Annotated in this window: 22 protein-coding genes; 9 read left to right on the plus strand and 13 right to left on the minus strand. The window is 68.8% G+C overall.

Translation table 11 applies throughout. The features are described from left to right. Nucleotides 1–102: 102 nt before the first annotated feature. The 6 genes from soxG to gbcB all read right to left on the minus strand — a co-directional run bounded on the left by soxG (nt 103) and on the right by gbcB (nt 8,318). On the minus strand, nt 103–735 hold the full coding sequence (soxG, locus tag AAFN46_RS00780; RefSeq protein ID WP_347806778.1) for a sarcosine oxidase subunit gamma family protein: 633 nt from the start codon (nt 733–735) through the stop codon (nt 103–105). A 60-nt stretch (nt 736–795) separates the two neighbouring features. Further along, nucleotides 796–3,834, minus strand: a complete 3,039-nt coding sequence (locus AAFN46_RS00785; protein ID WP_347806779.1) for a sarcosine oxidase subunit alpha — start codon at nt 3,832–3,834, stop codon at nt 796–798. Further along, nucleotides 3,831–4,157: a sarcosine oxidase subunit delta gene (locus AAFN46_RS00790; protein ID WP_347806780.1), complete on the minus strand. Its 327-nt coding sequence runs from the start codon at nt 4,155–4,157 to the stop codon at nt 3,831–3,833. Before AAFN46_RS00790 ends, AAFN46_RS00785 begins: the two co-directional genes overlap by 4 nt. 11 nt (nt 4,158–4,168) lie before the next feature. Then, nucleotides 4,169–5,419, minus strand: coding sequence for a sarcosine oxidase subunit beta family protein (locus AAFN46_RS00795; protein WP_347806781.1), 1,251 nt, complete (start codon nt 5,417–5,419; stop codon nt 4,169–4,171). Between the two features lie 126 nt (nt 5,420–5,545). Then, nucleotides 5,546–6,799, minus strand: coding sequence for a serine hydroxymethyltransferase (glyA, locus tag AAFN46_RS00800; protein ID WP_347806782.1), 1,254 nt, complete (start codon nt 6,797–6,799; stop codon nt 5,546–5,548). Between the two features lie 421 nt (nt 6,800–7,220). Next, complete coding sequence (gene gbcB, locus AAFN46_RS00805; protein WP_347806783.1) at nt 7,221–8,318, minus strand: glycine-betaine demethylase subunit GbcB; 1,098 nt, start codon at nt 8,316–8,318, stop codon at nt 7,221–7,223. A 391-nt stretch (nt 8,319–8,709) separates the two neighbouring features. Here gbcB and gbcA point away from each other — a divergent pair, with 391 nt between their 5' ends. After that, a complete protein-coding gene (gene gbcA, locus AAFN46_RS00810; RefSeq protein WP_347806784.1) occupies nt 8,710–9,996 on the plus strand; it encodes a glycine-betaine demethylase subunit GbcA in 1,287 nt (428 codons plus the stop codon). Between the two features lie 459 nt (nt 9,997–10,455). Here the strand turns inward: gbcA and AAFN46_RS00815 are convergent, their stop codons facing one another. Beyond that, on the minus strand, nt 10,456–11,694 hold the full coding sequence (locus tag AAFN46_RS00815; protein WP_347806785.1) for a TIGR03862 family flavoprotein: 1,239 nt from the start codon (nt 11,692–11,694) through the stop codon (nt 10,456–10,458). Between the two features lie 107 nt (nt 11,695–11,801). Between AAFN46_RS00815 and AAFN46_RS00820 the strand changes: the two genes are divergently transcribed. Continuing rightward, nucleotides 11,802–12,935 (plus strand): aminotransferase class V-fold PLP-dependent enzyme, encoded by a 1,134-nt coding sequence (locus tag AAFN46_RS00820; RefSeq protein ID WP_347806786.1) that lies wholly within the window; start codon nt 11,802–11,804, stop codon nt 12,933–12,935. A 121-nt stretch (nt 12,936–13,056) separates the two neighbouring features. Here the strand turns inward: AAFN46_RS00820 and AAFN46_RS00825 are convergent, their stop codons facing one another. Next, on the minus strand, nt 13,057–13,977 hold the full coding sequence (locus AAFN46_RS00825; protein WP_347806999.1) for a histone deacetylase: 921 nt from the start codon (nt 13,975–13,977) through the stop codon (nt 13,057–13,059). Nucleotides 13,978–14,147: 170 nt separating this feature from the next. Here AAFN46_RS00825 and AAFN46_RS00830 point away from each other — a divergent pair, with 170 nt between their 5' ends. The 5 genes from AAFN46_RS00830 to AAFN46_RS00850 all read left to right on the plus strand — a co-directional run bounded on the left by AAFN46_RS00830 (nt 14,148) and on the right by AAFN46_RS00850 (nt 18,285). Next, on the plus strand, nt 14,148–14,702 hold the full coding sequence (locus AAFN46_RS00830; protein WP_347806787.1) for a GNAT family N-acetyltransferase: 555 nt from the start codon (nt 14,148–14,150) through the stop codon (nt 14,700–14,702). Continuing rightward, nucleotides 14,692–16,305: a SagB/ThcOx family dehydrogenase gene (locus AAFN46_RS00835; RefSeq protein ID WP_347806788.1), complete on the plus strand. Its 1,614-nt coding sequence runs from the start codon at nt 14,692–14,694 to the stop codon at nt 16,303–16,305. The genes AAFN46_RS00830 and AAFN46_RS00835 overlap by 11 nt, the downstream gene beginning before the upstream one ends. After that, nucleotides 16,302–17,171: an acyl-CoA thioesterase II gene (gene tesB, locus AAFN46_RS00840; protein ID WP_347806789.1), complete on the plus strand. Its 870-nt coding sequence runs from the start codon at nt 16,302–16,304 to the stop codon at nt 17,169–17,171. The genes AAFN46_RS00835 and tesB overlap by 4 nt, the downstream gene beginning before the upstream one ends. Then, the gene (locus AAFN46_RS00845) at nt 17,168–17,767 is read left to right on the plus strand and encodes an HAD family hydrolase (protein ID WP_347806790.1); all 600 of its coding nucleotides are present in this window, start codon (nt 17,168–17,170) and stop codon (nt 17,765–17,767) included. Before tesB ends, AAFN46_RS00845 begins: the two co-directional genes overlap by 4 nt. 92 nt (nt 17,768–17,859) lie before the next feature. After that, the gene (locus AAFN46_RS00850; RefSeq protein ID WP_347806791.1) at nt 17,860–18,285 is read left to right on the plus strand and encodes an endonuclease domain-containing protein; all 426 of its coding nucleotides are present in this window, start codon (nt 17,860–17,862) and stop codon (nt 18,283–18,285) included. A gap of 71 nt (nt 18,286–18,356) precedes the next feature. On the opposite strand, the gene AAFN46_RS00855 is transcribed toward AAFN46_RS00850, so the two are convergent. Beyond that, nucleotides 18,357–20,186 (minus strand): long-chain-acyl-CoA synthetase, encoded by a 1,830-nt coding sequence (locus AAFN46_RS00855; RefSeq protein ID WP_347806792.1) that lies wholly within the window; start codon nt 20,184–20,186, stop codon nt 18,357–18,359. A 153-nt stretch (nt 20,187–20,339) separates the two neighbouring features. Between AAFN46_RS00855 and AAFN46_RS00860 the strand changes: the two genes are divergently transcribed. Continuing rightward, nucleotides 20,340–21,353, plus strand: coding sequence for an AraC family transcriptional regulator (locus AAFN46_RS00860; RefSeq protein WP_347806793.1), 1,014 nt, complete (start codon nt 20,340–20,342; stop codon nt 21,351–21,353). 89 nt (nt 21,354–21,442) lie between these two features. On the opposite strand, the gene AAFN46_RS00865 is transcribed toward AAFN46_RS00860, so the two are convergent. Both AAFN46_RS00865 and AAFN46_RS00870 read right to left on the minus strand, forming a co-directional pair. Next, on the minus strand, nt 21,443–22,300 hold the full coding sequence (locus AAFN46_RS00865) for a neutral zinc metallopeptidase (protein WP_347806794.1): 858 nt from the start codon (nt 22,298–22,300) through the stop codon (nt 21,443–21,445). Between the two features lie 68 nt (nt 22,301–22,368). Next, on the minus strand, nt 22,369–22,800 hold the full coding sequence (locus tag AAFN46_RS00870) for a DUF411 domain-containing protein (protein ID WP_347806795.1): 432 nt from the start codon (nt 22,798–22,800) through the stop codon (nt 22,369–22,371). A 129-nt stretch (nt 22,801–22,929) separates the two neighbouring features. Here AAFN46_RS00870 and AAFN46_RS00875 point away from each other — a divergent pair, with 129 nt between their 5' ends. Continuing rightward, nucleotides 22,930–23,313, plus strand: coding sequence for a DUF4345 family protein (locus tag AAFN46_RS00875; RefSeq protein WP_347806796.1), 384 nt, complete (start codon nt 22,930–22,932; stop codon nt 23,311–23,313). Here the strand turns inward: AAFN46_RS00875 and trmA are convergent. Beyond that, nucleotides 23,310–24,398, minus strand: coding sequence for a tRNA (uridine(54)-C5)-methyltransferase TrmA (gene trmA, locus AAFN46_RS00880; protein ID WP_347806797.1), 1,089 nt, complete (start codon nt 24,396–24,398; stop codon nt 23,310–23,312). The two genes, AAFN46_RS00875 and trmA, sit on opposite strands and share 4 nt — an antisense overlap. After that, on the minus strand, nt 24,395–25,690 hold the full coding sequence (locus AAFN46_RS00885; RefSeq protein WP_347806798.1) for an NCS2 family permease: 1,296 nt from the start codon (nt 25,688–25,690) through the stop codon (nt 24,395–24,397). Before AAFN46_RS00885 ends, trmA begins: the two co-directional genes overlap by 4 nt. Nucleotides 25,691–25,769 lie beyond the last annotated feature (79 nt).

Below are 25,769 nucleotides of genomic sequence, written 5' to 3' on the forward strand. Positions count from 1 at the left end.
CTGGGCCGGTCTCCCTCACCCCGAACCTCGGCTTGGGCATCCTGCGTCGCCCTACCTCCTGCATCCATGCAGTCGTCTCCCGCAGGCAGAGGGTGTGTCGATTCAGGCCTCGATGGCCAGGCCGTACTCGGCGCCGGCGTCCTGCAGCCAGGCCCAGATGTAGTCGGCGAAGCTGCGCCGCACCACCAGTTCCCAGCTGTCCTCGGCGGTATGGCGGATCACCAGCTGGCTCTTGGCGAAGTGGGTGCCGACCGCCTTGCCCACCGGGAAGTTGCTCGGGTGGACGTCGTAGGAGGTGGACTTCATCAGCAGCTCGCGGACCTTGGCGCCGCTCAGTTCGAGCAGGGTCTGCCCGCCGCTGACGTTGACCACCGCGTAGTGCAGCTCGCCGCCGAGGGTCTCGCGCAGGCGCCGCTCGGTGGCGAATTCCTCGCCGCGCGGCACCACCAGCAGCCACTCGTCCGGGGCCAGCCACTGCAGCGACAGCTCGCCGTTGGCGACCAGGGTCAGGGCCACCGGCAGCTCGACGCCGAGGGCCTTGTGCACGCCGCCGGCGAACGCCGGGTCGCGGGCGTCGCCGCGCAGCAGCAGATGGCCGAGCAGCTTCTTCTCGCGCAGGCGGATGCCGGCGTTGGCCACGCTCTTGCCGGCCAGCTCGGCGAGGCCGGCATGGTGCAGCGGGGATTGCCCTTCCAGGTTGTCCGGGCGTTGCTTGTAGAGGTTGACTGCGCTCATGGGCGTTCTCTCGTTAGGTTTCGTCGGGCCCCGCGGCGGCCGCGGGGCCATGGACCTGGGTCAGATGTTCTGCCGTTCACCCTTGGGGTCGTAGAACACCGAACCGACGATCTCCGCCTCGATCAGGCTGCCGTCGGCCAGCGGTGCGTAGACCCGCTCGCCCATGCGCTTGAGGCCGCCCTTGACCACCGCCATGGCGAAGCTGTGGCCCATGGCCGCGCTCATGTAGCTGGAGGTGACGTGGCCGACCATCTGCATCGGGATGCTCTGCTGCGGGTCGAACACCAGTTGGGCGCCTTCCGGCAGCACCTTGAGCGGGTCGACGGGGCGCAGCCCGACCAGCTGCTTGCGGTCCTCGCGCAGGCAGTCCTGGCGGTTCATGCCGCGCCAGCCGATCCAGGAGAACGGCTTGTTGCGACCGACGCACCAGCCCATGTTGAGGTCGTCCGGGGTCACCGAGGCATCGGTGTCCTGGCCGACGATGATGAAACCCTTCTCGGCGCGCAGCACGTGCATGGTCTCGGTGCCGTAGGGGGTCAGGCCGTACTTCTCGCCGGCGGCGATCAGCTGCTCCCAGACGCCCAGGGCGTAGTCGGCCTGCACGTTGACCTCGTAGGACAGCTCGCCGGTGAAGGAGATGCGGAACACCCGCGCCGGCACGCCGCCGACCAGGCCTTCCTTCCAGCTCATGAAGGGGAAGGCATCCTTATCGAGATCGATATCCGTGACCTCGGCCAGCAGCTTGCGGCTGTTGGGCCCGGACAGGGTCATGGTCGCCCAGTGGTCGGTGACCGAGGTGAAGTACACCTTCAGCTCCGGCCACTCGGTCTGGTGGTACAGCTCCAGCCACTGCAGCACGCGGGCGGCGCCGCCGGTGGTGGTGGTCATCAGGAAGTGATTGTCGGCCAGGCAGGCGGTCACGCCGTCGTCGAAGACCATGCCGTCTTCCTTGCACATCAGACCGTAGCGCGCCTTGCCCACGTCCAGCTTGGTCCAGGCGTTGGTGTACACGCGGTTGAGAAACTCGCGGGCGTCCGGGCCCTGGATGTCGATCTTGCCCAGGGTCGAGGCGTCGAGTATGCCCACGCTGTTGCGCACCGCCAGGCACTCGCGGGCCACGGCGGCGTGCAGGTCCTCGCCCTTCTTCGGGAAGTACCAGGGCCGCTTCCACTGGCCGACGTCCTCGAACTCGGCGCCATTGGCCACATGCCAGCTCTGCATCGCGGTGTAGCGCTTGGGCTCGAACAGCGCGCCGCAGTGGCGGCCGGCGATGGCGCCGAAAGTCACCGGGGTGTAGTTGGGGCGGAACATGGTGGTGCCCATCTCGGCGATGCCGATGCCCAGCGAGCGGGCGGCGATGGCCAGGCCGTTGATGTTGCCCAGCTTGCCCTGGTCGGTGCCGAAGCCCAGGGCGGTGTAGCGCTTGACGTGCTCGACCGACTCGAAGCCCTCGCGGGTGGCCAGCTCGATGCCGGCGGCGGTGACGTCGTTCTGCAGGTCGACGAACTGCTTGGGCGCGCGCGCCGTGGGCTTGTCGTGGGGCACCTGGAACAGCGCCAGGGTGGCTTCCTCGACGCGCTTCTCGGCGCGCGGCAGCTCGCCCTCGACGGCCTTGAAGCCCAGTTCGGCGACCGCCTTGCTGCCGGAGGCGTAGCCGTCGGCCAGCACCTCGGCGAGTCGGAACACGCCGTTCACCGCGCCGGCGTCGATGCGCTTCTGCAGGCCGTTGCCGCTGCCGGGGACGAAGGCCAGCAGCTCTTCGCGCCACTCCGGCTTGCCGCCCAGGTGCGAGGCCAGGTGCACCACCGGGCTGTAGCCGCCGGAGCTGGCGACCAGGTCGCAGTCCAGCCACTCGCCGGGGCTGCCGACCTTCATCGCCAGCGGGTCGATGGCGGCGACGCGGGCTGCCTGCACGCGCTTGCCGCCGCGCACGTCGATCACCGCGCTGCCGGTGAGGATGCGCACGCCGCGTGCGCGGGCATCCTCCACCCAGCTGCCGCGCGGGTTGTGGCGGGCATCGGCGATGGCCACCACCTGCAGGCCGGCGTCCAGCCAGTCGAGCGCCACGCGGTAGGCGTAGTCGTTGTTGGTGGAGAGCACCAGGCGCTTGCCCGGCGCCACGCCGTAGCGGCGCACATAGGTGGACACGGCGCCGGCCAGCATGTTGCCCGGCACGTCGTTGTTGGCATAGACCAGCGGCCGTTCGTGGGCGCCGGCGGCCAGCACCACGCGGCCGGCACGCACCCGGTGCATGCGCTGGCGCACCTGCGGGCGGGCGAAGGCGCCCAGCGGCGCGCTCTCGCCGAGGTGGTCGGTGAGGCGCTGGTGGATGGTGAGGAAGTTGTGGTCGTGGTAGCCGTTGACCGTGGCGCGCGGCAGCAGGGTGACCCCGGGCATGTCCCGCAGCTCGGCGAGCACGCCGGCGACCCAGTCGGCGCCCGGCTTGCCGTCGAGGGTCTCGCGGCTGTCCAGCAGGCTGCCGCCGAACTCCTCCTGCTCGTCGGCGAGTATCACCCGCGCGCCGCTACGCCCGGCGGCCAGGGCGGCGGCCAGGCCGGCGGGGCCGGCGCCGATCACCAGCACGTCGCAGTGCTGGTTGAGGTGGTCGTAGATGTCCGGATCGTTCTCCAGCGGCGCGCGGCCGAGGCCGGCGGCCTTGCGGATGTACTTCTCGTAGGTCATCCACAGCGAGGCGGGGTACATGAAGGTCTTGTAGTAGAAGCCGGGCGGCATCAGCTTGCCGCCGACCTTGCCGAGGATGCCCATCAGGTCGCTGTCGACGCTCGGCCAGCCGTTGCAGCTGTTGGCCACCAGGCCGTCGTACAGCGCCTGCTGGGTGGCGCGCACGTTGGGCACCTGGGTTTCTTCGCGGGAGCCGATTTGCAGCACCGCGTTGGGTTCCTCGGCGCCGGCGGCGACTATGCCGCGCGGGCGCGAGTACTTGAAGCTGCGGCCGATGATGTCCACGCCGTTGGCCAGCAGGGCGGCGGCCAGGCTGTCGCCGGCATAGCCCTGGTAGCTCTGGCCGTTGAAGGTGAAGCCGAGCGGCTGGCTGCGGTCGATGCGGCCGCCGCGGGGTAGGCGATTGATCTGGCTCATGCGCTGACTCCTGCGACGACGGCCTTCTTCTCGCTGGCGGCGGGCGCGGTGACGCTGGGCCGCTCGCCGATCTTGTAGGTCTCGAGAATTTCGTAGCTGATGGTGTGGCGGGTGGCGTTGAAGTACTTGCGGCAGCCGGCCGCGTGCAGCCACAGCTCGTGGTGCAGGCCGCGCGGGTTGTCGCGGAAGAACAGGTAGTCGCCCCATTCCTCGTCGCTGCAGGCGTTGGGGTCGAGCGGCCGGGGAATGTGCGCCTGGCCGGCGGCCTGGAATTCCTCTTCGGAGCGCAGTTCGCCGCAGTGGGGGCAGAAGATATGCAGCATGGCGGGTCTCCTTAGTGAGCCACGGCGGCAGCGCCGTGCTCGTCGATCAGTGCGCCGGTGTGGAAGCGTTCGAGGGCGAAGGGCTTGGCCAGCGGGTGCATCTCGCCCTTGGCCAGGCTGGCGGCGAACACGTGGCCGGAGCCGGGGGTGGCCTTGAAGCCGCCGGTGCCCCAGCCGCAGTTGAAGAACAGGTTCTTCACCGGGGTCTTGGAAATGATCGGGCAGGCGTCCGGGCTGGTGTCGACTATGCCGCCCCACTGCCGGTTCATGCGCACCCGCGAGAGCACCGGGAACATCTCGACTATGGCCTGCAGGGTGTGCTCGATGGTCGGGTAGGAGCCGCGCTGGCCGTAGCCGTTGTAGCCGTCGATGCCGGCGCCGATGACCAGGTCGCCCTTGTCCGACTGGCTGATGTAGCCGTGCACGGCGTTGGACATGATCACGCTGTCGATGATCGGCTTGAGCGGCTCGGAGACCAGCGCCTGCAGCGGGTGCGACTCGATCGGCAGGCGGAAGCCGGCCAGCTTGGCCATGTGCCCGGAATTGCCGGCGGTGACCACCCCCACACGTTTCGCGCCGATAAAGCCCTTGGTGGTCTCCACGCCGATCACCGCGCCGTCCTGCTTGCGGAAGCCGATCACCTCGGTGTTCTGCAGCAGGTCGACGCCTAGCGCATCGGCGCCGCGCGCGTAGCCCCAGGCCACGGCATCGTGGCGGGCCACGCCGCCGCGGCGCTGGATGGTGGCGCCGAGGATCGGGTAGCGGGTGTGCTTGCTGCAGTCCAGGTAGGGAATCTCGGCGGCCACCTGGGCGGTGTCGATCAGCTCGCCGTCGATGCCGTTGAGGCGGTTGGCGCTGACCCGGCGCTCGGCGTCGCGCATGTCCTGCAGGGTGTGGCAGAGGTTGTAGACCCCGCGCGGCGAGTACATGACGTTGTAGTTGAGGTCCTGGGACAGGCCCTCCCACAGCTTCATGGCGTGCTCGTAGAGCTGCGCCGACTCGTCCCACAGGTAGTTGGAGCGCACGATGGTGGTGTTGCGCGCGGTGTTGCCGCCGCCCAGCCAGCCCTTCTCCACCACCGCCACGTTGGTCACGCCGAACACCTTGGCCAGATAGTAGGCGGTGGCCAGGCCGTGGCCGCCACCGCCGACTATGACCACGTCGTAGACCGGCTTGGGCGTCGGCGTGCGCCACATGCGCTGCCAGTTCTCGTGGTGGCTGAGCGAGTGCTTGAACAGGCCGAAGCCGGAATAACGTTGCATCTGGGTGCTCCTGATTTCTTCCCCCTCTCCCTCGGGGAGAGGGCTGGGGGGACGCCTAGTCGTGAGGGGCCTGGTTTCCCCTCATCCGCCCTTCGGGCACCTTCTCCCGGAGGGAGAAGGAAATTCTCAACGGTAAACGGGGTAGTCCGCGCACAGGCCGGCGACCTGCTCGGCGACCCGGGCCTCGACGTCGGCATCGCCGAGCTGGTCGAGGATGTCGCAGATCCAGCCGGCCAGCGCCTCGCACTGCGCCACCTTGAAGCCGCGGGTGGTCACCGCCGGGGTGCCGATGCGGATGCCCGAGGTGACGAAGGGCGATTGCGGGTCGTTGGGCACCGCGTTCTTGTTCACCGTGATGCCGGCGCGGCCCAGCGCCGCGTCGGCGTCCTTGCCGGTCAGGCCCTGCTTGATCAGGCTGAGCAGGAACAGGTGGTTGTCGGTGCCGCCGGAGACCACCTCGTAGCCGCGGCCGATGAACACCTTGGCCATGGCCTGGGCGTTGGCGATCACCTGCTGCTGGTAGGCGGTGAAGGCCGGTTCCATGGCTTCCTTGAAGCACACCGCCTTGGCCGCGATCACGTGCATCAGCGGGCCGCCCTGGGCACCGGGGAATACCGCCGAGTTGAGCTTCTTCTCGATCTCCTCGTTGCCACGGGCCAGGATCAGGCCGCCGCGCGGGCCGCGCAGGGTCTTGTGGGTGGTGGTGGTGACCACGTCGGCGTAGGGCAGCGGGTTGGGGTACAGGCCGGCGGCCACCAGGCCGGCGACGTGGGCCATATCGACGAACAGGTAGGCGCCTACCCGGTCGGCGATGGCGCGAAAACGCGGGAAGTCGAGGGTCTTGGAGTAGGCGGAGAAGCCGGCGACTATCATCTTCGGCCGGTGCTCCAGGGCCAGGCGCTCGACCTCGTCGTAGTCGATCAGCCCGGTGGCGGTGTCCAGGCCGTACTGCACGGCGTTGTACAGCTTGCCCGAGGACGACACCTTGGCGCCGTGGGTCAGGTGGCCGCCATGGGCCAGGCTCATGCCGAGGATGGTATCGCCGGCCTGCAGCAGGGCCAGGTAGACGGCGGCGTTGGCCGAGGAGCCGGAGTGCGGCTGGACGTTGGCGTAGTCGGCGCCGAACAACTGCTTGGCGCGGTCGATGGCCAACTGCTCGACCTTGTCCACATGCTCGCAGCCGCCGTAGTAGCGCTTGCCCGGATAGCCCTCGGCGTACTTGTTGGTCAGGCCGCTGCCCTGGGCCTGCATGACCCGCTGGCTGCAATAGTTCTCCGAGGCGATCAGTTCGATATGGTGTTCCTGGCGCGCCTCTTCGGCATCGATGGCGGCGAGCAGTTCGTCGTCGTAGCCCTGGATCTGGTCTTGCTTGCTGAACATCGCGTGTCTCCCTGGTGGCGGGCCGTGGCGCGCCAGTGGTGTCGATGAAGCGGGCCATGGCCCTTGCTGGCGATGGTAGGTAGCGGGCGTTTTGCCCAGATGCCTATGCACGCCTCGGCTGAGCGTGTTTGCGACATGCCGGTGTCGCCCGTGCATATGTCGGCGCGGCGGCGAGTTACCCCCAGCGGCTGTGGGGAGAGCTGTGCATAAGCTGTCGGCAAGGGGCGCCGCGCCAGACCCCGTGCGGGCTGCCGAGCTGCGGATGAAAAACGAGCAAATTCATGAGCTTGCGAGGCACGCCATACACAGGAACTGTGGGCAGGGTTGTGCATAAGCTGTGCATGCCCGGCGCCGTGGCAGGGCTGGCGAGGGCTGCCGCGCTCCGCCGGTTTTTTGTGCGGCGGCAGCGCCTCGCGTGCCGTCAGTATTCGATGCAGACGTCGCTCTGCGGCACGCTGCAGCAGGACAGGATGTAGCCCTCGGCGACATCCTCGTCGGTGATGCCGCCGTTGTGCTCCATGCTCACCTCGCCGCGGGTCTTGAGCACCTTGCAGGTGCCGCAGATGCCCATGCCGCAGGCCTTGGGAATATGCAGGCCGAGTTTGGCGGCGGCGGCGTGCACGGTTTCGCCGGGGGCCACGCGGATGCTCTTGCCGGTGTCGCTGAACTCCACGTTGTGCAGGTCGGCGGCCGGTACCTCCGGGGCCTCGGCCGCCTCGGCGGCCAGTTCCCTGACTTCTTCGCGCACCTGCGCCGGGGTCGGGCCGAAGGCTTCCTCGTGGTAGCGCGCCATGTCGTAGCCTTCTGCCTCGAGCAGGCGCCTGACCGCCTGCATGTAGGGCGTCGGGCCGCAGCAGAACACTTCGCGCTCGAGGAAGTCCGGGGCGATCAGCTGCAGCATGGCCTTGTTCAGGAAGCCGCGGTAACCGGCCCAGGCCTCGCCCATCTCGTACTTCTCGCAGATCAGGTGCAGCTTGAAGTTGCTCAGGCGCGCGGCCATGTGCTCCAGCTCGCGGTGGTAGATCAGGTCCTTGGGCGTGCGCGCGCTGTGGGCGAAGACCATGTCGACGCTGGCGTTGGTGTCGAAGAACCAGCGCGCCATGGACATCACCGGGGTGATGCCGACACCGCCGGAGAGGAACAGCGCCTTGTCGGTCGGGAAGTCGATGGCGTTGAAGTTGCCCACCGGGCCGTGCACCGGAACCTGTTCGCCTTCCTTGAGGTTGTCGTGCAGCCAGTTGGAGACCTTGCCGCCGGGCACGCGCTTGATGGTGATGGAGAAGCTGTAGGGCGCCGAGGGCGAGCTGGAGATGGTGTAGGAGCGCATGACCGGCTGGCCATCGATCTCCAGCTCCAGGGTGACGAACTGGCCGGGCTTGAAGAAGAACAGGATCGGCGTGTCGGCCATGAAGCAGAAGGTGCGCACGTCCCAGGTCTCCTGGATGACCTTGACGCAGCGCATCAGGTGGCGGCCATTGATCCAGGTCTGGGTGTTCACCGGGTTGAGGAAGTTGGACATACGCACCTCTCGCTCTCGTGCAGTCGCCGCGGGGCATGGCGATCCGCTGCGCGCGGACCTCTATGGCTAGCGATTGTGCGCAAGGCGCCGGGCGCTTATTTGCCTATCCGCGACATCGGCATGCTTATCGCGACCTGCCGTTGCAGTGCGTTCCGGCGGCGTCGGAAACGGATGTGGTCGTGTCGCCCATGGATAAGGTTCGCCGCCGCCCGCGCGACACACTCGCCAGCAGCCGAACGATAAGGTTTTCCCAGCGCGCCGGCTCCTCAAACCGTTGTGGGCGGGGCCTGGATTCGGCAGGTCGGGGAGGCCAGGTTCGCGGCCTTGCGTAGCAACCGTATCAGCCACTTTCGTTTGCCGGCCGCGCATCTGGCCGGCCTGAGGAGCCACCATGGACACCACCACCCTGAGCCTGGGCGACCCGCTGGAGCCCGCACGCAAGGCCACCGCCGAGATGCTGCAGAACCGCGAGCGCACCTTCTCCCTGGAGCAGCCCTTCTACAACGACGAGCGCCTGTTCCAGATCGACATGCAGGAGATCTTCCACAAGGAATGGCTGATCGCCGGCATGACCTGCGAGATTCCGAGCAAGGGCAACTACCTGACCCTGCAGATCGGCAACAACCCGATCATCGTGATTCGCGGCGCCGAGGGCGTGGTGCATGCCTTCCACAACGTCTGCCGCCATCGCGGCTCGCGCCTGTGCACCAGCGACAAGGGCAAGGTGGCCAAGCTGGTCTGCCCCTATCACCAGTGGACCTACGAGCTCGACGGCCGCCTGCTGTTCGCCGGCACCGAGATGGGCGCCGACTTCGACATGCACCAGTACGGCCTCAAGCCGGTGCACTGCAAGACCGCCGGCGGCTATATCTTCATCAGCCTGGCCGAGACTCCGCCGGCCATCGACGACTTCCTCTCCACCCTGGCCCATTACATGGAGCCCTACGACATGGAGAACGCCAAGGTGGCGGTGCAGACCACCCTGATGGAGAAGGCCAACTGGAAGCTGGTGCTGGAGAACAACCGCGAGTGCTACCACTGCAACGGCTCGCACCCGGAGCTGCTCAACACCTTGCTGGAGTGGGATGACGTCACCGACCCGCGCGCCACCCAGGCGTTCAAGGACCAGGTCGCCGAGTGCACCACCCGCTGGGACCGCGACAAGATTCCCTACGCCCACGCCAGCTTCGGCCTGCGCAACCGCATCGTGCGCATGCCGCTGCTCAAGGGCACGGTGTCCATGACCATGGACGGCCAGCCCGGCTGCAAGAAGCTGATGGGCCGCATCACCGACCCGGACCTGGGTTCCATGCGCATCCTGCATCTGCCGCACTCGTGGAACCACTGCATGGGCGACCACATGATCGTCTTCACCGTGTGGCCGATCGGCGCCCAGGAGACCATGGTCACCACCAAGTGGCTGGTGCACAAGGATGCGGTGGAAGGCGTCGATTACGACGTGGCGCGCCTGCGCCAGGTGTGGGACGCCACCAACGACCAGGACCGCCGCCTGGCCGAGGAGAACCAGCGCGGCATCAACTCCACCGCCTACCAGCCCGGCCCCTACTCGAAGACCTACGAGTTCGGCGTGGTCAACTTCGTCGACTGGTACAGCGAGCGCATGCTGGCCAACCTCGGCGCCGAGCCGGCGCCGCACCTGCGCCAGGTCAACGACTGAGCGTCCGGCGATGTCGCCCAGCCTGTGCCTGCTGCTGGCGCTGCTGCTCTACAGCGCCTGGAGCTGCCGGCCGGCGCGGCCGGATAAGGAGCCGCCGCGCTGAGCGACGCAGGGCGCCGACGAAAAGCCCGCGACCGGCGTAATGCTGTTCACTTAAGAAAACGCTGCGATTTCTATACAGAGTCGCGGCGATTTTCTGGCCTGGCCAGCAGCGAAGGACACTGCGTAATACCATGACCTGGATGTCGCGGAGCGCTCCCCTCTCCCGCCGGGAGAGGGGCTGGGGGTGAGGGACTATCGCCTACTCGTTGCCTGCCCCTCACCCCGACCCTCTCCCAGAGGGAGAGGGAGAACAACAGCCGCGGTGCCGACTCAATCAAAGTTCTGCCGAGCGCGATGTCGCTAAGTGAACAGCATTACGCGACCGGCGACGGTCGCGGGTTCTTCTTTGGCGGGGGGTTAACCAAGGCCGAGCCAGTGCAGGGCGCCCAGCCCGGCGGCGCGGCCGCTGGCGAAGCAGGCGGTGAGCAGGTAGCCGCCGGTGGGCGCCTCCCAGTCGAGCATCTCGCCGGCGCAGAAGGTGCCGGGCAGGGCGCGCAGCATCAGCCGTTCGTCCAGCGCCGCGAAGGGCACTCCGCCGGCGCTGGAGATGGCCTCGTCCAGCGGTCGGGGGCGCAGCAGTTCGATCGGCAGCGCCTTGATCGCCCGTGCCAGGCGGGCCATATCGGCGAAGTCCGCAGGCTCGGTCAGTTCGCGCAGCAGCGCGGCCCGGGCACCGTCCAGGCCGAGCTGGCGGTGCAGGTGCTTGGCCATCGACGCCGAGCCGCGCGGCTTGCTCAGCAGCGCCTCGACTTTCTCCAGGCTGCGATCCGGTTGCAGGTCGAGGCGCACAAGCGCGCGGCCCTCGCGCTCGATGCGCTGGCGCATGGCGGCGGACAGGGCATACACCAGGCTGCCCTCGATGCCGTGCTCGGTCAGCACGAACTCGCCGCGCCGCGGTGCCTCGCCGTCCAGCGCCAGGGTGACGTTCTTCAGCGGCGCGCCGGCGAACTTGCCGCGCAGGTGCTCGCTCCAGCCGGCCACCTCGAAGCCGCAGTTGGCCGGGCGCAGCGGCGAGATGGCGACGCCGCGTTGCTGCAGCAACGCCACCCAGGCGCCGTCCGAGCCGAGCCGTGCCCAGCTGCCGCCGCCCAGAGCCAGCACGCAGGCATCGGCCCGCAGCAGGCGCTCGCCGTCGGCGTCGGCGATGCGCAATTCGCCACTGTCGCTCCAGCCCAGCCAGCGGCTGCGGGTGTGGATCGCCACGCCGGCCTCGCGCAGGCGCTTGAGCCAGGCGCGCAGCAGCGGCGCGGCCTTCATATCGGTGGGGAAGACTCTTCCCGAAGTGCCGACAAAGGTGTCGATACCCAGGTTGTGAATCCATGCGCGTAGGGCTTCGCCGTCGAAGTCCCGCAGCAGCGCGGCGATCTCTGGTTCACGCTCGCGGTAGCGGGCGAGAAAGGGCGCCTTGGCTTCGGAGTGGGTGATATTCATCCCGCCGACCCCGGCCAGCAGGAACTTGCGCCCGACCGAGGGCATGGCGTCGAACAGCTCGACCCGCGCGCCGCCGGCGGCCAGCACCTCGGCGGCCATCAGCCCGGCGGGGCCGCCGCCGATCACGGCGACACGGGGGGCGGGGCGAGGGCTGGCGTCGGTCATGGCGGGGCACTGCGGGGCTACGGAAGGCGCCATTCTACCCGCCAGCCTTGTCATCCGCGCGGGCTTCGGGCAGGGTCTGGGGCTCCATCCAGTCGAGAGCGTGTGTTATGTCCGGCCTCTATCCCAGCGTCGACCCCGAGGGTCTGCTCGAATATTCGGTGGTCTACACCGACCGCTCCCTCAACCATATGTCGCAGTCCTTCCAGGGCGTGATGCGGGACATCTCCAGCACCCTCAAGCGGGTCTACAACGCCCACGCCGTGGCCGTGGTGCCGGGCAGCGGCACCTTCGGCATGGAGGCGGTGGCGCGCCAGCTGGCCAGCGGGCAGAAGTGCCTGGTGCTGCGCAACGGCTGGTTCAGCTACCGCTGGACGCAGATCTTCGAGATGGGGCGGATTCCGTCCGAGGCCCTCGTGCTCAAGGCGCGCCCGGTCAGCGAAGGCGCGCAAGCGGCTTTCGCCCCGGCACCGCTGGACGAAGTGCTGGCGACCATCGCCGCCGAGCGGCCGCAGCTGGTGTTCGCCCCCCATGTGGAGACCGCATCGGGGATGATCCTGCCGGATGAGTACCTGCGCGCCGTGGCCGATGCCGTGCACGCGGTCGGCGGTCTGTTCGTGCTCGACTGCATCGCCTCCGGCACCCTCTGGGTGGACATGCAGGCGTGCGGCGTCGATGTGCTGATCAGCGCCCCGCAGAAAGGCTGGAGCGCTTCGCCCTGCTGCGCCCTGGTGATGCTAAGCGAGGCCGCCCGGGCCCGGGTCGAGGCGACCCAAAGCAGCAGCTTCGCCTGCGACCTGAAGAAGTGGCTGCAGATCATGCAGGCCTACGAGCAGGGCGGCCACGCCTACCACGCGACCATGCCCAGCGACGCCCTGGCGCGCTTCCGCGATGCGATGCAGGAGGCCGAGGCCAGGGGCTTCGCCAAGGTCTGCGAGCAGCAGCGCGAACTGGGCCGCCGGGTGCGCGCATTGCTGGCCAGCAGGGGCTTCAGGAGCGTGGCCGCCGAAGGCTTCGAGGCGCCGGGCGTGGTGGTCTGCTACACCGACGATGCGCAGATCAAGAACGGCAGCAAGTTCGCCGCCCAGGGCCTACAGATCGCCGCCGGCGTGCCGCTGCAGTGCGACGAGCCGGCGGACTTCCAGACCTTCCGCCTCGGCCTGTTCGGCCTGGACAAGCTGGGCCATGTCGAGCGCACCGTGGCCACGCTGGAGCAGGCGCTGGACAAGGTCCTGGCGGGGTAGGGCAAGGCGTCCCTCACCCTGGCCCTCTCCCGCAGGGAGAGGGCATCTGTGTACTTCCAGACGACTCCGCCAGCCCCCTCTCCCCCCGGGAGAGGGTTGGGGTGAGGGAGGGCGTCTGTGATCAGCCCAACCCCGCCGCCCGCCACACCCGCGCGGCGCTGTGATGCAGGATGCCGTGGCGGCGGGCGAGTAGGGCGCGGTCCTGGTCGTAGCCGCCGCCGATCACCCCGACCACCGGGATGTCGCGCTCCAGGCAGTGGCGCAGCACCGTCTCGTCGCGGGCGGCGATACCGGCGTCGGTGAGCTGCAGGTAGCCGAGGCGGTCGTCCTTGTGCACATCCACGCCTGCGTCGTAGAGCACGATATCCGGCTGATACAGGGCCAGCAGGTAGCTCAGGCTGTCCTCTACCACCTTGAGGTAGTCGGCGTCGCCCATGCCGATCGGCAGGCCGATGTCCCAGTCGCTTCTAGCCTTGCGCGCCGGGAAGTTCTTCTCGCAGTGCAGCGACACGGTGATGGCATCGGGCACCTGCTCCAGCAGGCGCGCGGTGCCGTCGCCCTGGTGCACGTCGCAGTCGTAGATCAGCACCCGGCCGACGCGGCCGCTTTCCAGCAGGTAGCGGGCGACGATGGCCAGGTCGTTGTAGATGCAGAAGCCCGAGGCCTCGTCGTAGTGGGCGTGGTGGGTGCCTCCGGCCAGGTGGCAGGCCATGCCCTGTTCCAGCGCCAGCTCGGCGCTGAGCAGCGAGCCGCCCACCGCACGCACGGTGCGCCGGGCCAGTGCTGGACTCCAGGGCAGGCCGAGACGGCGCTGCTCGTGATGGGTCAGCTCGCCGCTGGCGAAACGCTCGATATAGTCCGGGCAGTGGGCCAGGGCGAGAATCTCCGGCGGGCAGATCTCGGGCCGGTGCAGCTCGGCGTCGCTGACCAGGCCGCTGTCCACCAGGTGGTCGCGCAGCAGGCGGAACTTCTCCATGGGGAAGCGGTGATTGGCCGGGAAGGGCGGGCTGTAGTCGTCGTGGTAGATCAGCGGCAGCATAATGAGCACTCAGAACCTATTTACGATCTCCTGGCTCGCGGCCATACCGCGTTAAAAACGGCCTCGGAATGCTCATTTACAGCTCGTAAACTCCGCTTCCTCGGCCGTTTTTGCCTTGTCTGGCTCTAATCCAGAAAATCGTAAACAGGTTCTATCAAAGGTGTGCCCAGTATATGACCACCACCTTAAGCAGCGAACGCCTGATCCTGCGGCCCTGGCGCGACGATGACCTGGATGCGCTGGCGGCGCTGTGCGCCGACCCCGAGGTGATGGCGCATTTCCCGTCCGTGCTGGACCGCGCCGGCAGCGCCACGCTGCTCGGCAAGCTGATGGCGCACCAGGCCGAGCATGGCTTCGGCTTCTGGTGCCTGGAGCGGCGCGCGGATGGCGCCGTGCTCGGCTTTGCCGGCCTGGCGCGGGTCGGCTTCGCCGCGCCTTTCGTGCCGGCGGTGGAGATCGGCTGGCGCCTGGCCCGGGCGTACTGGGGGCAGGGCTATGCCCTGGAGGCGGCGCAGCGCTCACTGCAGTTCGCCTTCGAGGATTTGCAACTGAATGAAGTGGTGTCCTTTACCGTGCCGACCAACCGCAACTCCTGGGGTCTGATGCAGCGCCTGGGCATGCGCCGCGATCCGGCCGACGACTTCGAGCATCCGGGCCTGCCGCAGGGCCATCCGCTGCGCCCGCATCTGCTTTATCGCATCGACCGGGAGGCCCGGCATGGACGCTGAACAACAGCTGCGCGCCTATCACCAACTCAGCAAACACGCGCCGAACGCCTATGCGCCGGGCCCCGGCCAGCTTGACTGGGCGACCCAGCCGGCACCGTTCCGCCGTTACGCCGGCAGCCGGCCGATCGCGCTGTGGCAGCGTCCGCTGGAGGAGACGCCGGGTTACGACACGGCTTTCGCCGGCCCTGCCGGCCCGGCGCAGCCGCTGACGCGCGCCAGCGTCTCGCAGCTGCTGTACGACAGCCTGGCGCTGTCGGCCTGGAAGGAGGCCGGCGGCAGCCGCTGGGCGCTGCGGGTCAATCCCTCGTCCGGCAACCTGCATCCGACCGAGGCCTATCTGCTGCTGCCGCCCGGCGCCATCGAGGCGCACGGCCTGCTGGCGCACTACGCGCCGGATATGCACGGCCTGGAAGTGCGCGCCGAGCTGTCGGCGCCGCTGGGCGCACAGCTGCAGGCGGCGCTGCCGCCCGGCGGCTTCCTCCTCGGCCTGGCCAGCGTGCCCTGGCGCGAGGCCTGGAAGTACGGCGAGCGTGCCTATCGCTACTGTCAGCACGACCTCGGCCATGCGCTGGCCTGCCTGGGTATCGCCGCCGCCATCCAGGGCTGGCAGGTGCGCCTGCTGCACGGGGTGGCCGAGGCGCGCCTGGACGGCCTGCTGGGGCTGGATCGTGACGGCTTCCACGAGGCCGAGCATGGCGACTGTCTGCTGTGGATTGGTCCGGCTGTGGCGCAGGAGTTCGCCCTGCCCGAGACGCTGCTGCGCGGCCTGGCGGCGCTGGAGCTGGCAGGTAACCCCAATCGGCTGTCGCGCCAGTACCGCGATTGGCCGGAGCTGGCGCGGGTGCATGCGCTGTGCCGCGCGCCGGCACTGCCGGCGTTGAACTGGCAGGCGCCCAGTGGCCATGGCGGCAGCGAAAATCCCGGCCTGCCGCTGCGCCCGATCCTGCATCGGCGGCGCAGCGCCCAGGCCTTCGACGGCCGTTCCGGCATCCACGCCGAGTTGCTGCTGGCCTGGCTGCGGCGGCTGATGCCGGAGCACTCGCCGGTGCCCTTCGCCATCACCGGCGAGCCGGCGCAGGTCGATCTGCTGTTGTTCGCTCATCGCGTCCAGGGCCTGCAGCCGGGCCTGTACTGGCTGGCGCGTGGCGCTGGCCAGCCGCAGCCGGACGGCCTGCGCGGCGACCTGGTGTGGCAGCGGGTGGATCAGGATCTGCCGCTGTACCGCCTGCTGGAGGGCGATGCCCGTGGCCTGGCCGGGTTCCTCTCCTGCGGCCAGGACATCGCCAGCGACGGCTGCGTCGCCCTGGCCATGCTGGCGCGTTTCGATGCGGCCCTGGCCGCTGGCGTATGGAATTACCCGCGGCTGTACTGGGAGTGCGGGCAGATCGGCCAGCTGCTCTATCTGGAGGCCGAGGCGGCGGGGCTGTCCGGCACCGGCATCGGCTGCTTCTTCGACGATCAGGTGCATGAATTGCTGGAACTGGCCGACAGCCGCTGGCAAAGCCTTTACCATTTCACCATCGGTCGCGCGGTGTGGGACGCACGCCTCACCAGCGCGCCGGCCTATGACGAACTGCGTGTGCCGCCGAGGAGCGATGTATGAGCCAAGTGCTGGATGATCTGGTGTCCCTGCTGAGCATGGAGCAGATCGAGGAGAACCTGTTCCGTGGGCGCAGCCAGGACCTGGGCTTCCGCCAGCTGTTCGGTGGCCAGGTGCTCGGCCAGTGCGTGTCGGCGGCCAACCAGACGGTGGAGCCGGCGCGCCATGTGCACTCGCTGCACGGCTACTTCCTGCGCCCCGGCGACGCCAGCCTGCCGATCGTCTATCAGGTCGACCGGGTGCGCGACGGCGGCAGCTTCAGCACCCGGCGGGTCACGGCGATCCAGAAGGGCAAGCCGATCTTCACCTGCGCCGCCTCCTTCCAGTACGACGAGGAAGGCTTCCACCATCAGCTGCCGATGCCCGAGGTGCCGGGGCCCGAGGGCCTGCCCTCGGAGACCGAGCTGGCGCGCCAGGTGGCGCAGCTGATTCCCGAGCGCATGCGCGAGCGGATGACCAGCGACAAGCCGATCGAGATTCGCCCGGTGACCCGCATCAACCCCTTCGCCCCCGAGCCCTGCGAGCCGGTCAAGCACGTGTGGTTCCGCGCCGCCGGCGATCTGCCGGACGAGCCGCAGCTGCACAAGCTGCTGCTGGCCTATGCCAGCGACTTCAACCTGCTGACCACCTCCATGCAGCCACACGGCGTCTCGGTGTTCCAGAAGTTCATGCAGGTGGCCAGCCTCGACCACTCGCTGTGGTTCCACGCCAACCTGCGCATGGACGACTGGCTGCTGTACGCCATGGACAGCCCCTGGGCCGGCAATGCGCGCGGCTTCTCCCGCGCCAGCATCTTCGACCGCAGCGGCCGGCTGGTGGCCTCGGCCTGCCAGGAGGGCCTGACCCGCCTGCGCGAGGACTGGAAGTGAGTGCACGGCTGCGCGACTGCCGCCACTGGGTGTTCGACATGGACGGCACCCTGACCCTGGCCGTGCACGACTTCCCGGCCATCCGGCGGGCGCTGGGCATTCCCCAGGAGGAGGACATCCTCCACCACCTGGCCGCGCTGCCCGAGGCCGAGGCGGCGGCCAAGCACGCCTGGTTGCTGGAGCACGAGCGCGAGCTGGCCATCGGCGCGGTGGCGGCGCCGGGGGCGGTGGCGCTGGTGCGCGCGCTGCATGAGCGCGGCTGCCGGCTCGGCATCCTCACCCGCAACGCCCACGAACTGGCCCTGCTGACCCTGGCCGCCATCGGCCTGGGCGACTGCTTCGACACCCTGGACGTGGTCGGCCGCGGCGAGGCACCGCCCAAGCCCGACCCCGCCGGCCTGCTGCAGCTGGCCGCGCGCTGGCAGGTGGCGCCAGGCGAGCTGGTGATGGTCGGCGACTACCGCTTCGACCTGGACTGCGCCCGCGCCGCCGGCGCCCATGCCGTGCTGGTCAACCTGGCGGACAACCCCTGGCCGGAGCTGACCGACTGGCATGCGGTGGATTGTGCGGCGCTCCTGGCTCGGCTTGCGCAATAGCGTCGTGGAGTTTGTCACCCCTCTCCCGTTGGGAGAGGGGCAGGGGTGAGGGTCTGCTAGGCTACTCGGACCACCAGGAAAGGACTCCTGCCATGCCCCACCACAAGCCCCCGCTCGACCCCAATCAACTCGAATTCGCCCGCCTGCTCAGGCACGAAGCCACCGATGCCGAAGCCCAGCTCTGGCACCATCTGCGCGGGCGGCAGATGGCCGGACGCAAGTTCCGCCGTCAGCATCCGCTGCCGCCCTATGTCTTGGATTTCTATTGCGAGGAGCTGTGCCTCGGCATAGAGCTGGATGGCGGCCAGCACTACAGCGCCGAAGGGCGGGAACTCGACAGGCGCCGCGCAGAACACCTGGCGCGCATGGGCGTACGCCTGCTGCGTTTCAGCAATCGTGAGGTGCTTTTGGAGCTGCCGGCTGTGCTGGAGCGGATCTATGGGGTGATCACAGCTCCCTCACCCTACGCGGGCCGCCCTTCCCCTCTCCTGGAGGGAGAGGGGAAGTCGGGCTGGTAGCGTCAGGAGATCGTCACCCCTCTCCCCCTGGGAGAGGGGCGGGGGTGAGGGAGCTTCAGACCACTCGCACCTCAATAGCGATAGGCCCCGCCCTGAATCGCCGCATGCAGCTCGGCGTCCACCGGCACATAGCGTTCGTCGCCGGGCAGCCAGGCATACAGCGGGTCGGCGCAGCGCTCCGGGTCGAAGCCCTGCTCCTTGAGCGGCGCCTTCTTGTGCTTGAAGGTGCCGGTGGTCTCCATCTTCTCGCTCAGGCGCAGGAACAGCGGCACCGCGTAGTGCGGCAGCTCGCGGCGCAGGTCGGCCAGCAGGTTCTGGAAGTCGAAGTCCGCCGGGGCGCGGTCCAGGCGGATGCAGGCCATGCCGGCGCGGCCGTTGGTGCCGGCGATCTCGACGCCGTAGACCACCGCCTCGCCGACGCCGTCGATGCCGTCCAGCACCGCCTCCACCTCGGTGGTGGAGACGTTCTCGCCCTTCCAGCGGAAGGTGTCGCCCAGGCGGTCGACGAACTGGGCGTGGCGCCAGCCCTGGTGCAGCATCAGGTCGCCGGTGTTGAACCAGGCGTCGCCCGGCCTGAACACGTCGCGCAGGATGCAGCTCTCGGTCTTGGCCGGGTCGGTGTAGCCGTGGAAGGGCGTCTTCGCGGTGATCTCGCCGATCAGCAGGCCGGCCTCGCCGGGCCTGACCCGCTGCAGCCGGCCCTCGGCATCGCGCAGCGGCGCCTCGCTGTCGCGGTCGTAGCGCACGATGGCGTAGGGGTAGGGGGTGAAGCCCACCGTGTTATCCAGGTTGAGCAGGTTGGTGAAGCCGATATTGCCCTCGCTGGAGGCGTAGAACTCGACCACCCGCTGGATGCCGAAGCGCCGCTTGAAGGTGCCCCAGATGGCCGGGCGCATGCCGTTGCCGACCATGATGCGCAGCGGGTTGTCGGCGTCGTCGGGGCGTTCCGGGCGATCCAGCAGGTAGCGGCACAGCTCGCCGACGTAGCCGAAGGCGGTGGCGCCGTGGCGGCGCACCTCATCGAGGAAGCGGCTGGCGCTGAACTTGCGCACCATGATCAGCCCGGCCCCGGCGGACAGCACCGAGCCCCAGCACACCACCATGGCGGTGGCGTGGTAGAAGGGCAGGCTGCAGTACAGACGGTCGTCGCGGCCCAGGCGCACGGCGCCGTAGCCGAAGATGCCGTAGCCCTTGAGGAAGCGTCCGTGGTTGAACACCACGGCCTTGGGCAGGCCGGTGGTGCCCGAGGTGTAGATGTAGAAGCAGGGATCCTCGGCCTGTACCGGCCGCGCCAGTGCGGGCGCGTCGCTGGGCTGCGTGGCCAGTTCGGCGGCCGGGTGCTGCCAGCCGGCCGGGGCCTGGCCGGGGTCGCGCCAGGTCGGGCGGTCGGCGAAGTAGTAGCGGGCATCGGCCGGCAGCTGCAGCTGCTCCTGCACTTCCTCGAAGGCTTCCAGCAGCTCCTCGCCGACCAGGGCCAGGCGCGGTTGCACCAGGTTGATGCTGTGCGCCAGCACCTGACCGCGCTGGCTGCTGTTGAGCAGCGCGGCGACCGCGCCGAGCTTGGCGCAGGCGATCACGCAGGCCAGCAACTCCAGGCGGTTCTCCAGCAGCAGCACGGCGCAGTCGCCCTGACCCAGGCCGCCGGCGCGCAGGCGATGGGCCAGGCGATTGGCCCACAGCTCCAGCTCGGCGTAGCTCAGCTGTTCGTCGCCCTGGATCAGCGCGATGCCCTGCGGGTTGGCGGCGGCGGCGCGCTCCACGCACTGAGCCAGGCCGCCGACCGCGCTGCCGCGGGCGCGGCTGGCCAGGCGCAGGCCGCGGATGATGCCGGGCAGACCGGCAAGCAGGTAGGGCACGCGGGACAGCAGGCGCGGCAAGGTGAGAACGGCGGCGTGGTTCATGGGCGGATTCCTGCACAGTGTTGTTGTTATTGAGCGGCAATCTACGCAAGGCGTCGCCAGGCTGTTGATAGCCGCAGGTCGCAAGGCACTGGCAATTCGTCTCATGTCCGCCGCACAATCACTCTTCCGCCCCGGGTGAAAGGATTTGCCGAGATGCTGGACAGCGTACCGAGCGCCACCGCTTCCCTGTTGCTCGATCTCTACCAGAGCCTGCGCCAGTTGCAACTGGCCGGGCCAGCCGACCTCGCCGATCTGGGCCTGGCGCCGGAGCGGCCGCTGGACCTGGAGCGGCGCATCCCGGTGGCCTGGTTGCTGCGCCTGTGGCAGCTGGCGGCCGAGCGCGGCGCGCCGGCCGATATCGGCCTGTCGCTCGGCCAGCAGCGTGGCCTGCGCAGCAGCGGTCCAGTGGCCAGCCTGGCGGCGATGAGTTCCACCCTCGGCGAGGCGCTGGAGCTGTTCAGCCGGCATAGCCAGGTGATGAGCGAGTGCGAGAACCTGCGGGTGGAGCACCAGGACGAGCGGGTGCGCATCTGCTTCCTGTTCACCGCGCCGCTGGCCGATCATGCCCCGGCCTGCGAATACAGCCTGAGCTCGGCCCTGTGCTGGGGCCGGCAGATGAGCGGTGTGCGCCTGCAGCCGCTGCGGGTGGGCTTTCGCCACGCGCCGCTGGCGGGGCTGGCCAGCTACCGCCAGGTGTTCGGCTGCCCGCTGCGTTTCGGCGAGCCGCTGGACTACATCGAGATAGCGGCGGCGGACCTGGGCCTGCCGCTGCTGGGCGGCAACGACTACCTCAAGGGCCTGCTGCTGCAGCGGGTCAGCGCCATGCAGGAGCAGCTGCCGAGCCGCCACAGCCTGCGCCAGCGGGTAGTGCAACTGATCGAGCTGGGGCTGATCGACGGCGCCTTCACGGTGGAGGCGGTGGCGCGGCGCCTGCGCACCAGCCGGCAGACCCTGCACCGCCACCTGCGCGAGGAGGGCTGCAGTTTCTCCGAACTGCTCGCCGAGGTGCGCCGTGAGCACTCGCTGCGGCGCCTGCGCCAGGCCGACTGCCGGGTGGAGCAGCTCAGTCGCGAGCTGGGTTTCGCCGAGCCGAGCGCCTTCTACAAGGCCTTCAAGAGTTGGTTCGGCGTGTCGCCCAAGGCCTATCAGGAACGGCGCAGCCCGTAGGGCGGGTTAGCCGCATCGCGGCGTAACCCGCCAGCCGCGCGCTCATCCGGCACCGATGGTGGGTTACCGCCTTGCGGCCTAACCCACCCCTACAGTCTGGTTGCCTTGAAGGTGTCGCAGCGCCCCGGCTGGCCGCTGTCGAAGCCGGTTCTGAACCAGCGCACCCGCTGCGCCGAGGAGCCATGGGTGAAGGAGTCCGGCATCACGGTGCCGCGGCTCTGCTGCTGCAGGCGGTCGTCGCCGATGGCGCTGGCGGCGTTCAGCGCCTCCTCCAGATCGCCCGGCTCCAGCCAGTCCAGACGCCGCTGGGCATGGTGCGCCCAGACCCCGGCCAGGCAGTCGGCCTGCAGCTCCTGGCGCACCAGCAGGCCGTTGTTCCCCTCCACCCGCTCGCCGCGCCGGCGTGCGCCATTCACCTTGGCCGAGACGCCGAGCAGGGTCTGCACATGGTGGCCGACCTCGTGGGCGATCACGTAGGCCTGGGCGAAGTCGCCGGCGGCGGCGAAGCGCGTTTCCATCTCGCGGAAGAAGCTCAGGTCGAGATAGACCTGTCTGTCGCCGGGGCAGTAGAAGGGCCCGACGGCGGCATCGGCGAAGCCGCAGGCCGAACGCACGCCGCCGCTGAAGAGGATGAGTTTAGGGTCCTGGTATTGCTTGCCGGCGGCCTGGAAGAGGGCGCGCCAGGTGTCCTCGGTGTCGCCGAGTACGGCACGGACGAATTCGCTCTGCGGGTCGTTGGCCGCCGGGGCGCGTTGCTCCTGCACCGGAGCACCTTGCTGCACGCTGAGCACGTTGCCGAGTATGGTCAGCGGGTCCTGGCCCATCAGCAGGCCGATCACCACCACCACGGCGATGCCGCCCAGGCTGAGGCCGCGGCCTCCACCCAGGCGCCTGCCGCCGCGGGCATCTACCACGTTGTCGCTGCGTCTGCCGCGTTCCCAGCGCATGGCCGCGCTCCCTCAATCGTTCGAGGTCGACAGTGTCGTTCCCGCAAGCGAAGGGCGCCAGCCCATGCTTACTCCGCCGGATAGTCGGCCAGAATGCTCTGCTTGCCGTCCTTGCCCAGGCCTATCACCTGGTAGGCGTGCCTGGCGCCCGTCTCCATGCCCGGCGAGCCGTGCGGCATGCCCGGTACGGCGGCGCCGAGCAGATCGGGGCGGCCTTGCAAGGCGAGGATGTCGCGAGCCGGTACATGGCCCTCGACGAACTTGCCGTCGATCACTCCGGTGTGGCACGAGGCCAGGCGCGGCGGCACGCCGAGGCGCAGCTTGACCGCTCTCATGTCGCTCTCGACATGGTCGTTGACCTGAATGCCGTTGGCCTGCAGATGGCTGATCCAGGCCTTGCAGCAGCCGCAGTTGGCGTCGCGGTGGACGTCCATGGTCACGGGCTCGGCGGCCTGGGCGGCGCCGGCGAGCAGCAGGGCGGCGAGGGGCAGGAGACGCATGGGGCTTTCCTCGAATGAGTGGACTGGCGGCAGGATACGCCCGTCCGCGCGGGCCTCCCAGTTCGCGACTGTTTCCGTCTGCGACGGCGGCGCCTATGCTGCCAGCCAGTCATCCGACGGAGAATGCCGATGCTGCCGGTTCGCCTGTTCCTGATCGTCCAGAGCCTGATTCTCGTCGGTTTCGGCCTGGCCTACTTCGTGCGCCCGCACGAGTTGGCCAACCTCAGTGGCATGCTGCTGATGGCGCCGGCGGCGGTCACCGACGTGCGCGCCTACTACGGCGGCCTGCAACTGGGGCTGGCGCTGTGGCTGGGCCTGGGGCTGCTGCGGAGCGAGCTGTTGCGCCCGGCGCTGATGCTGCTGGTGCTGCTGTATGCCGCCCTGTTCCTCGCCCGCCTCGGCGGGCTGTGGCTGGACGGCGGCGCGCAGCAGACCTTCAACCTCTACGCCATGTTGTTCGAGGGCGTGTCGGCCGCGCTGGCATTTTGGCTGCTGCGCGGCCTGGGCCGTTAGCCGCGTCGCTGCAGCAGCACGCCCGCTTCCATGTGGTGGGTCCAGGGAAACTGGTCGAACAGTGCCGTCTTCACCACTGCGTGGGTGTCGTGCAGCTGGGCGATATTGGCGGCCAGGGTCTGCGGGTTGCAGGAGATGTACAGGATGTTGTCGAAGCGCCGGGTCAGTTCGCAGGTGTCCGGGTCCATGCCGGCGCGCGGCGGGTCGACGAACACGCTGCCGAAGTCGTAGGACTTCAGGTCGATGTCGGCCAGGCGGCGGAACGGGCGCACCTCGTTGAGGGCCTGGGTCAGCTCCTCGGCCGACAGACGCACCAGCTCGATGTTGTCGATACCGTTGTCGGCCAGGTTGGCCAGCGCGGCATTCACCGAGGTCTTGCTGATCTCGGTGGCCAGCACCTTGCGCACGCGGGTGGACAGCGGCAGGGTGAAGTTGCCGTTGCCGCAGTACAGCTCGAGCAGGTCGTCCTGGCGCTCGCCGAGGGCGTCGAAGGCCCACTGCAGCATCTTCTGGCACACCGTGCCGTTGGGCTGGGTGAAGGCCCCCTCCGGCTGGCGGTAGCGGAAGCGGCGACCGGCCACGCTCATCTCTTCCTCGACGTAGTCCCGGCCTATCACCAGGCGCTGGCCGCGCGAACGGCCGACCAGGCTGACGCCCAGTTTGGCCGCCAGTCGCTCGGCCTCGGCCTGCCATTCGGCATCGAGCGGGCGGTGGTAGCACAGGGTGATCAACGCATCGCCGCTGAGGGTGGTGAGGAACTCGACCTGGAACAGCTTGAACGACAGTGCGCGACTACCCTGCCAGGCGGCTTTCAGCTGGGGCATCAGTTCGTTGATGCGCGCGCTGGCGATGGGGAACTGCTCGATCAGGATCGGCGTGTACTTGTCCCCGGCCTCGAACATCGCGTAGTGGCGCTCTTCCTGCTCGCGCCACAGGCGGAACTCGGCGCGCAGGCGATAGTGCTCGCGCGGCGAGTCGAACACCTGCGGCTCGGGTGCGGCGAAGGGCGCCAGCAGCTCGCGCAGGCGTGCGGCTTTCTCGTCCAGCTGGGCGGCATAGGCCGCCTGGTCACCGATCCTGATCATGCGCTGAAGTAACCCAGCTTGATCACGAACAGGGCGGAGAGAATCCACAGTGCCGGGTTCAGCGTGCGCCACTGGCCGGCGAGCAGTTTGACGGCGGTCCAGGCGATGAAGCCGAAGGCGATACCGTTGGCGATGGAGAAGGTCAGCGGCATGGCCAGGGCGGCGACCACCACCGGCGCGGCGACGGTCAGGTCGTCCCAGTCGATGTTGGCCAGGCTGCTCATCATCAGCACGGCGACGAACAGCAGCGCCGGCGCGGTGGCGAAGGCCGGCACGGCGCCGGCCAGCGGGGCGAAGAACAGGCTGAGCAGGAACAGCACGGCCACGGTCACGGCGGTCAGGCCGGTGCGGCCGCCGGCGCTGATGCCCGCGGCGGACTCGATGTAGCTGGTGGTGGTGCTGGTGCCCAGGGCGGCGCCGGCCATGGTCGCGGTGCTGTCGGCCAGCAGGGCGCGGCCGACGCGCGGCATCTTGCCGTCCTTGTCCAGCAGGTTGGCTTTCTGCGCGACGCCGACCAGGGTGCCGGAGGTGTCGAACAGGTCGACGAACAGGAAGGCGAAGATCACGCTGATCAGGCCGATATCCAGGGCGCCGGCGATGTCCAGTTGCAGCAGGGTCGGCATCAGGCTCGGCGGCATCGACACCACGCCATCCAGCTTGGACAGGCCGAGCAGAATGGACAGGCCGGTGACCAGCAGGATGCCGATCATCACCGCACCGGTGACCTTGCGGTAGTAGAGCGCGGAGATGACGAAGAAGCCGAGGCAGGCGAGCAGGGCGCCGCCGTTGCTGAGGTCGCCCAGGGTCACCAGGGTGGCCGGGTGGTCGACCACTATGCCGGTGTTCTTCAGCGCGATGATCGCGAGGAACAGGCCGATACCGGCGGCGATGCCGGCACGCAGGGCCAGGGGAATGCTGTTGATGATCCACTCACGGATCTTGAAGATCGACAGGGCAAAGAAGATCGCACCGGAGAGGAACACCGCACCCAGCGCCACCTGCCAGGTGTAACCCATGGTCAGCACTACGGTGTAGGTGAAGAAGGCGTTGAGCCCCATGCCGGGCGCCAGGGCGATCGGGTAGTTGGCGATCAGGCCCATCACCGCCGAGCCGATGGCCGCGGCCAGGCAGGTGGCGACGAACACCGCGCCCTTGTCCATGCCGGTTTCACCCAGGATCGCCGGGTTGACGAAGAGGATGTAGGCCATGGTCAGGAAGGTGGTGAGGCCGGCCAGGATCTCGGTGCGGACCGTGGTGTTGTGCGCCTTGAGTTGGAACAGCTTTTCCAGCATGGTGGGGCTCCCGTGGGCTGGTGCGGCATGGAGTTGGACTGCGCGAAAGCAAAGCACAAAGGTTGCCAACTCGGCGGCA

The sequence above is a fragment of the Pseudomonas sp. CAU 1711 genome (genome assembly GCF_039888625.1).
Taxonomy (GTDB): domain Bacteria; phylum Pseudomonadota; class Gammaproteobacteria; order Pseudomonadales; family Pseudomonadaceae; genus Aquipseudomonas.

Excerpts from the sequence above, each read along its gene's own strand:
- soxG (WP_347806778.1), bottom strand. The coding sequence starts at position 735 with ATGAGCGCAGTCAACCTCTACAAGCAACGCCCGGACAACCTGGAAGGG.
- AAFN46_RS00785 (WP_347806779.1), bottom strand. The coding sequence starts at position 3,834 with ATGAGCCAGATCAATCGCCTACCCCGCGGCGGCCGCATCGACCGCAGC.
- AAFN46_RS00790 (WP_347806780.1), bottom strand. The coding sequence starts at position 4,157 with ATGCTGCATATCTTCTGCCCCCACTGCGGCGAACTGCGCTCCGAAGAG.
- AAFN46_RS00795 (WP_347806781.1), bottom strand. The coding sequence starts at position 5,419 with ATGCAACGTTATTCCGGCTTCGGCCTGTTCAAGCACTCGCTCAGCCAC.
- glyA (WP_347806782.1), bottom strand. The coding sequence starts at position 6,799 with ATGTTCAGCAAGCAAGACCAGATCCAGGGCTACGACGACGAACTGCTC.
- gbcB (WP_347806783.1), bottom strand. The coding sequence starts at position 8,318 with ATGTCCAACTTCCTCAACCCGGTGAACACCCAGACCTGGATCAATGGC.
- gbcA (WP_347806784.1), top strand. The coding sequence starts at position 8,710 with ATGGACACCACCACCCTGAGCCTGGGCGACCCGCTGGAGCCCGCACGC.
- AAFN46_RS00815 (WP_347806785.1), bottom strand. The coding sequence starts at position 11,694 with ATGACCGACGCCAGCCCTCGCCCCGCCCCCCGTGTCGCCGTGATCGGC.
- AAFN46_RS00820 (WP_347806786.1), top strand. The coding sequence starts at position 11,802 with ATGTCCGGCCTCTATCCCAGCGTCGACCCCGAGGGTCTGCTCGAATAT.
- AAFN46_RS00830 (WP_347806787.1), top strand. The coding sequence starts at position 14,148 with ATGACCACCACCTTAAGCAGCGAACGCCTGATCCTGCGGCCCTGGCGC.
- AAFN46_RS00835 (WP_347806788.1), top strand. The coding sequence starts at position 14,692 with ATGGACGCTGAACAACAGCTGCGCGCCTATCACCAACTCAGCAAACAC.
- tesB (WP_347806789.1), top strand. The coding sequence starts at position 16,302 with ATGAGCCAAGTGCTGGATGATCTGGTGTCCCTGCTGAGCATGGAGCAG.
- AAFN46_RS00850 (WP_347806791.1), top strand. The coding sequence starts at position 17,860 with ATGCCCCACCACAAGCCCCCGCTCGACCCCAATCAACTCGAATTCGCC.
- AAFN46_RS00855 (WP_347806792.1), bottom strand. The coding sequence starts at position 20,186 with ATGAACCACGCCGCCGTTCTCACCTTGCCGCGCCTGCTGTCCCGCGTG.
- AAFN46_RS00860 (WP_347806793.1), top strand. The coding sequence starts at position 20,340 with ATGCTGGACAGCGTACCGAGCGCCACCGCTTCCCTGTTGCTCGATCTC.
- AAFN46_RS00865 (WP_347806794.1), bottom strand. The coding sequence starts at position 22,300 with ATGCGCTGGGAACGCGGCAGACGCAGCGACAACGTGGTAGATGCCCGC.
- AAFN46_RS00870 (WP_347806795.1), bottom strand. The coding sequence starts at position 22,800 with ATGCGTCTCCTGCCCCTCGCCGCCCTGCTGCTCGCCGGCGCCGCCCAG.
- AAFN46_RS00875 (WP_347806796.1), top strand. The coding sequence starts at position 22,930 with ATGCTGCCGGTTCGCCTGTTCCTGATCGTCCAGAGCCTGATTCTCGTC.
- trmA (WP_347806797.1), bottom strand. The coding sequence starts at position 24,398 with ATGATCAGGATCGGTGACCAGGCGGCCTATGCCGCCCAGCTGGACGAG.
- AAFN46_RS00885 (WP_347806798.1), bottom strand. The coding sequence starts at position 25,690 with ATGCTGGAAAAGCTGTTCCAACTCAAGGCGCACAACACCACGGTCCGC.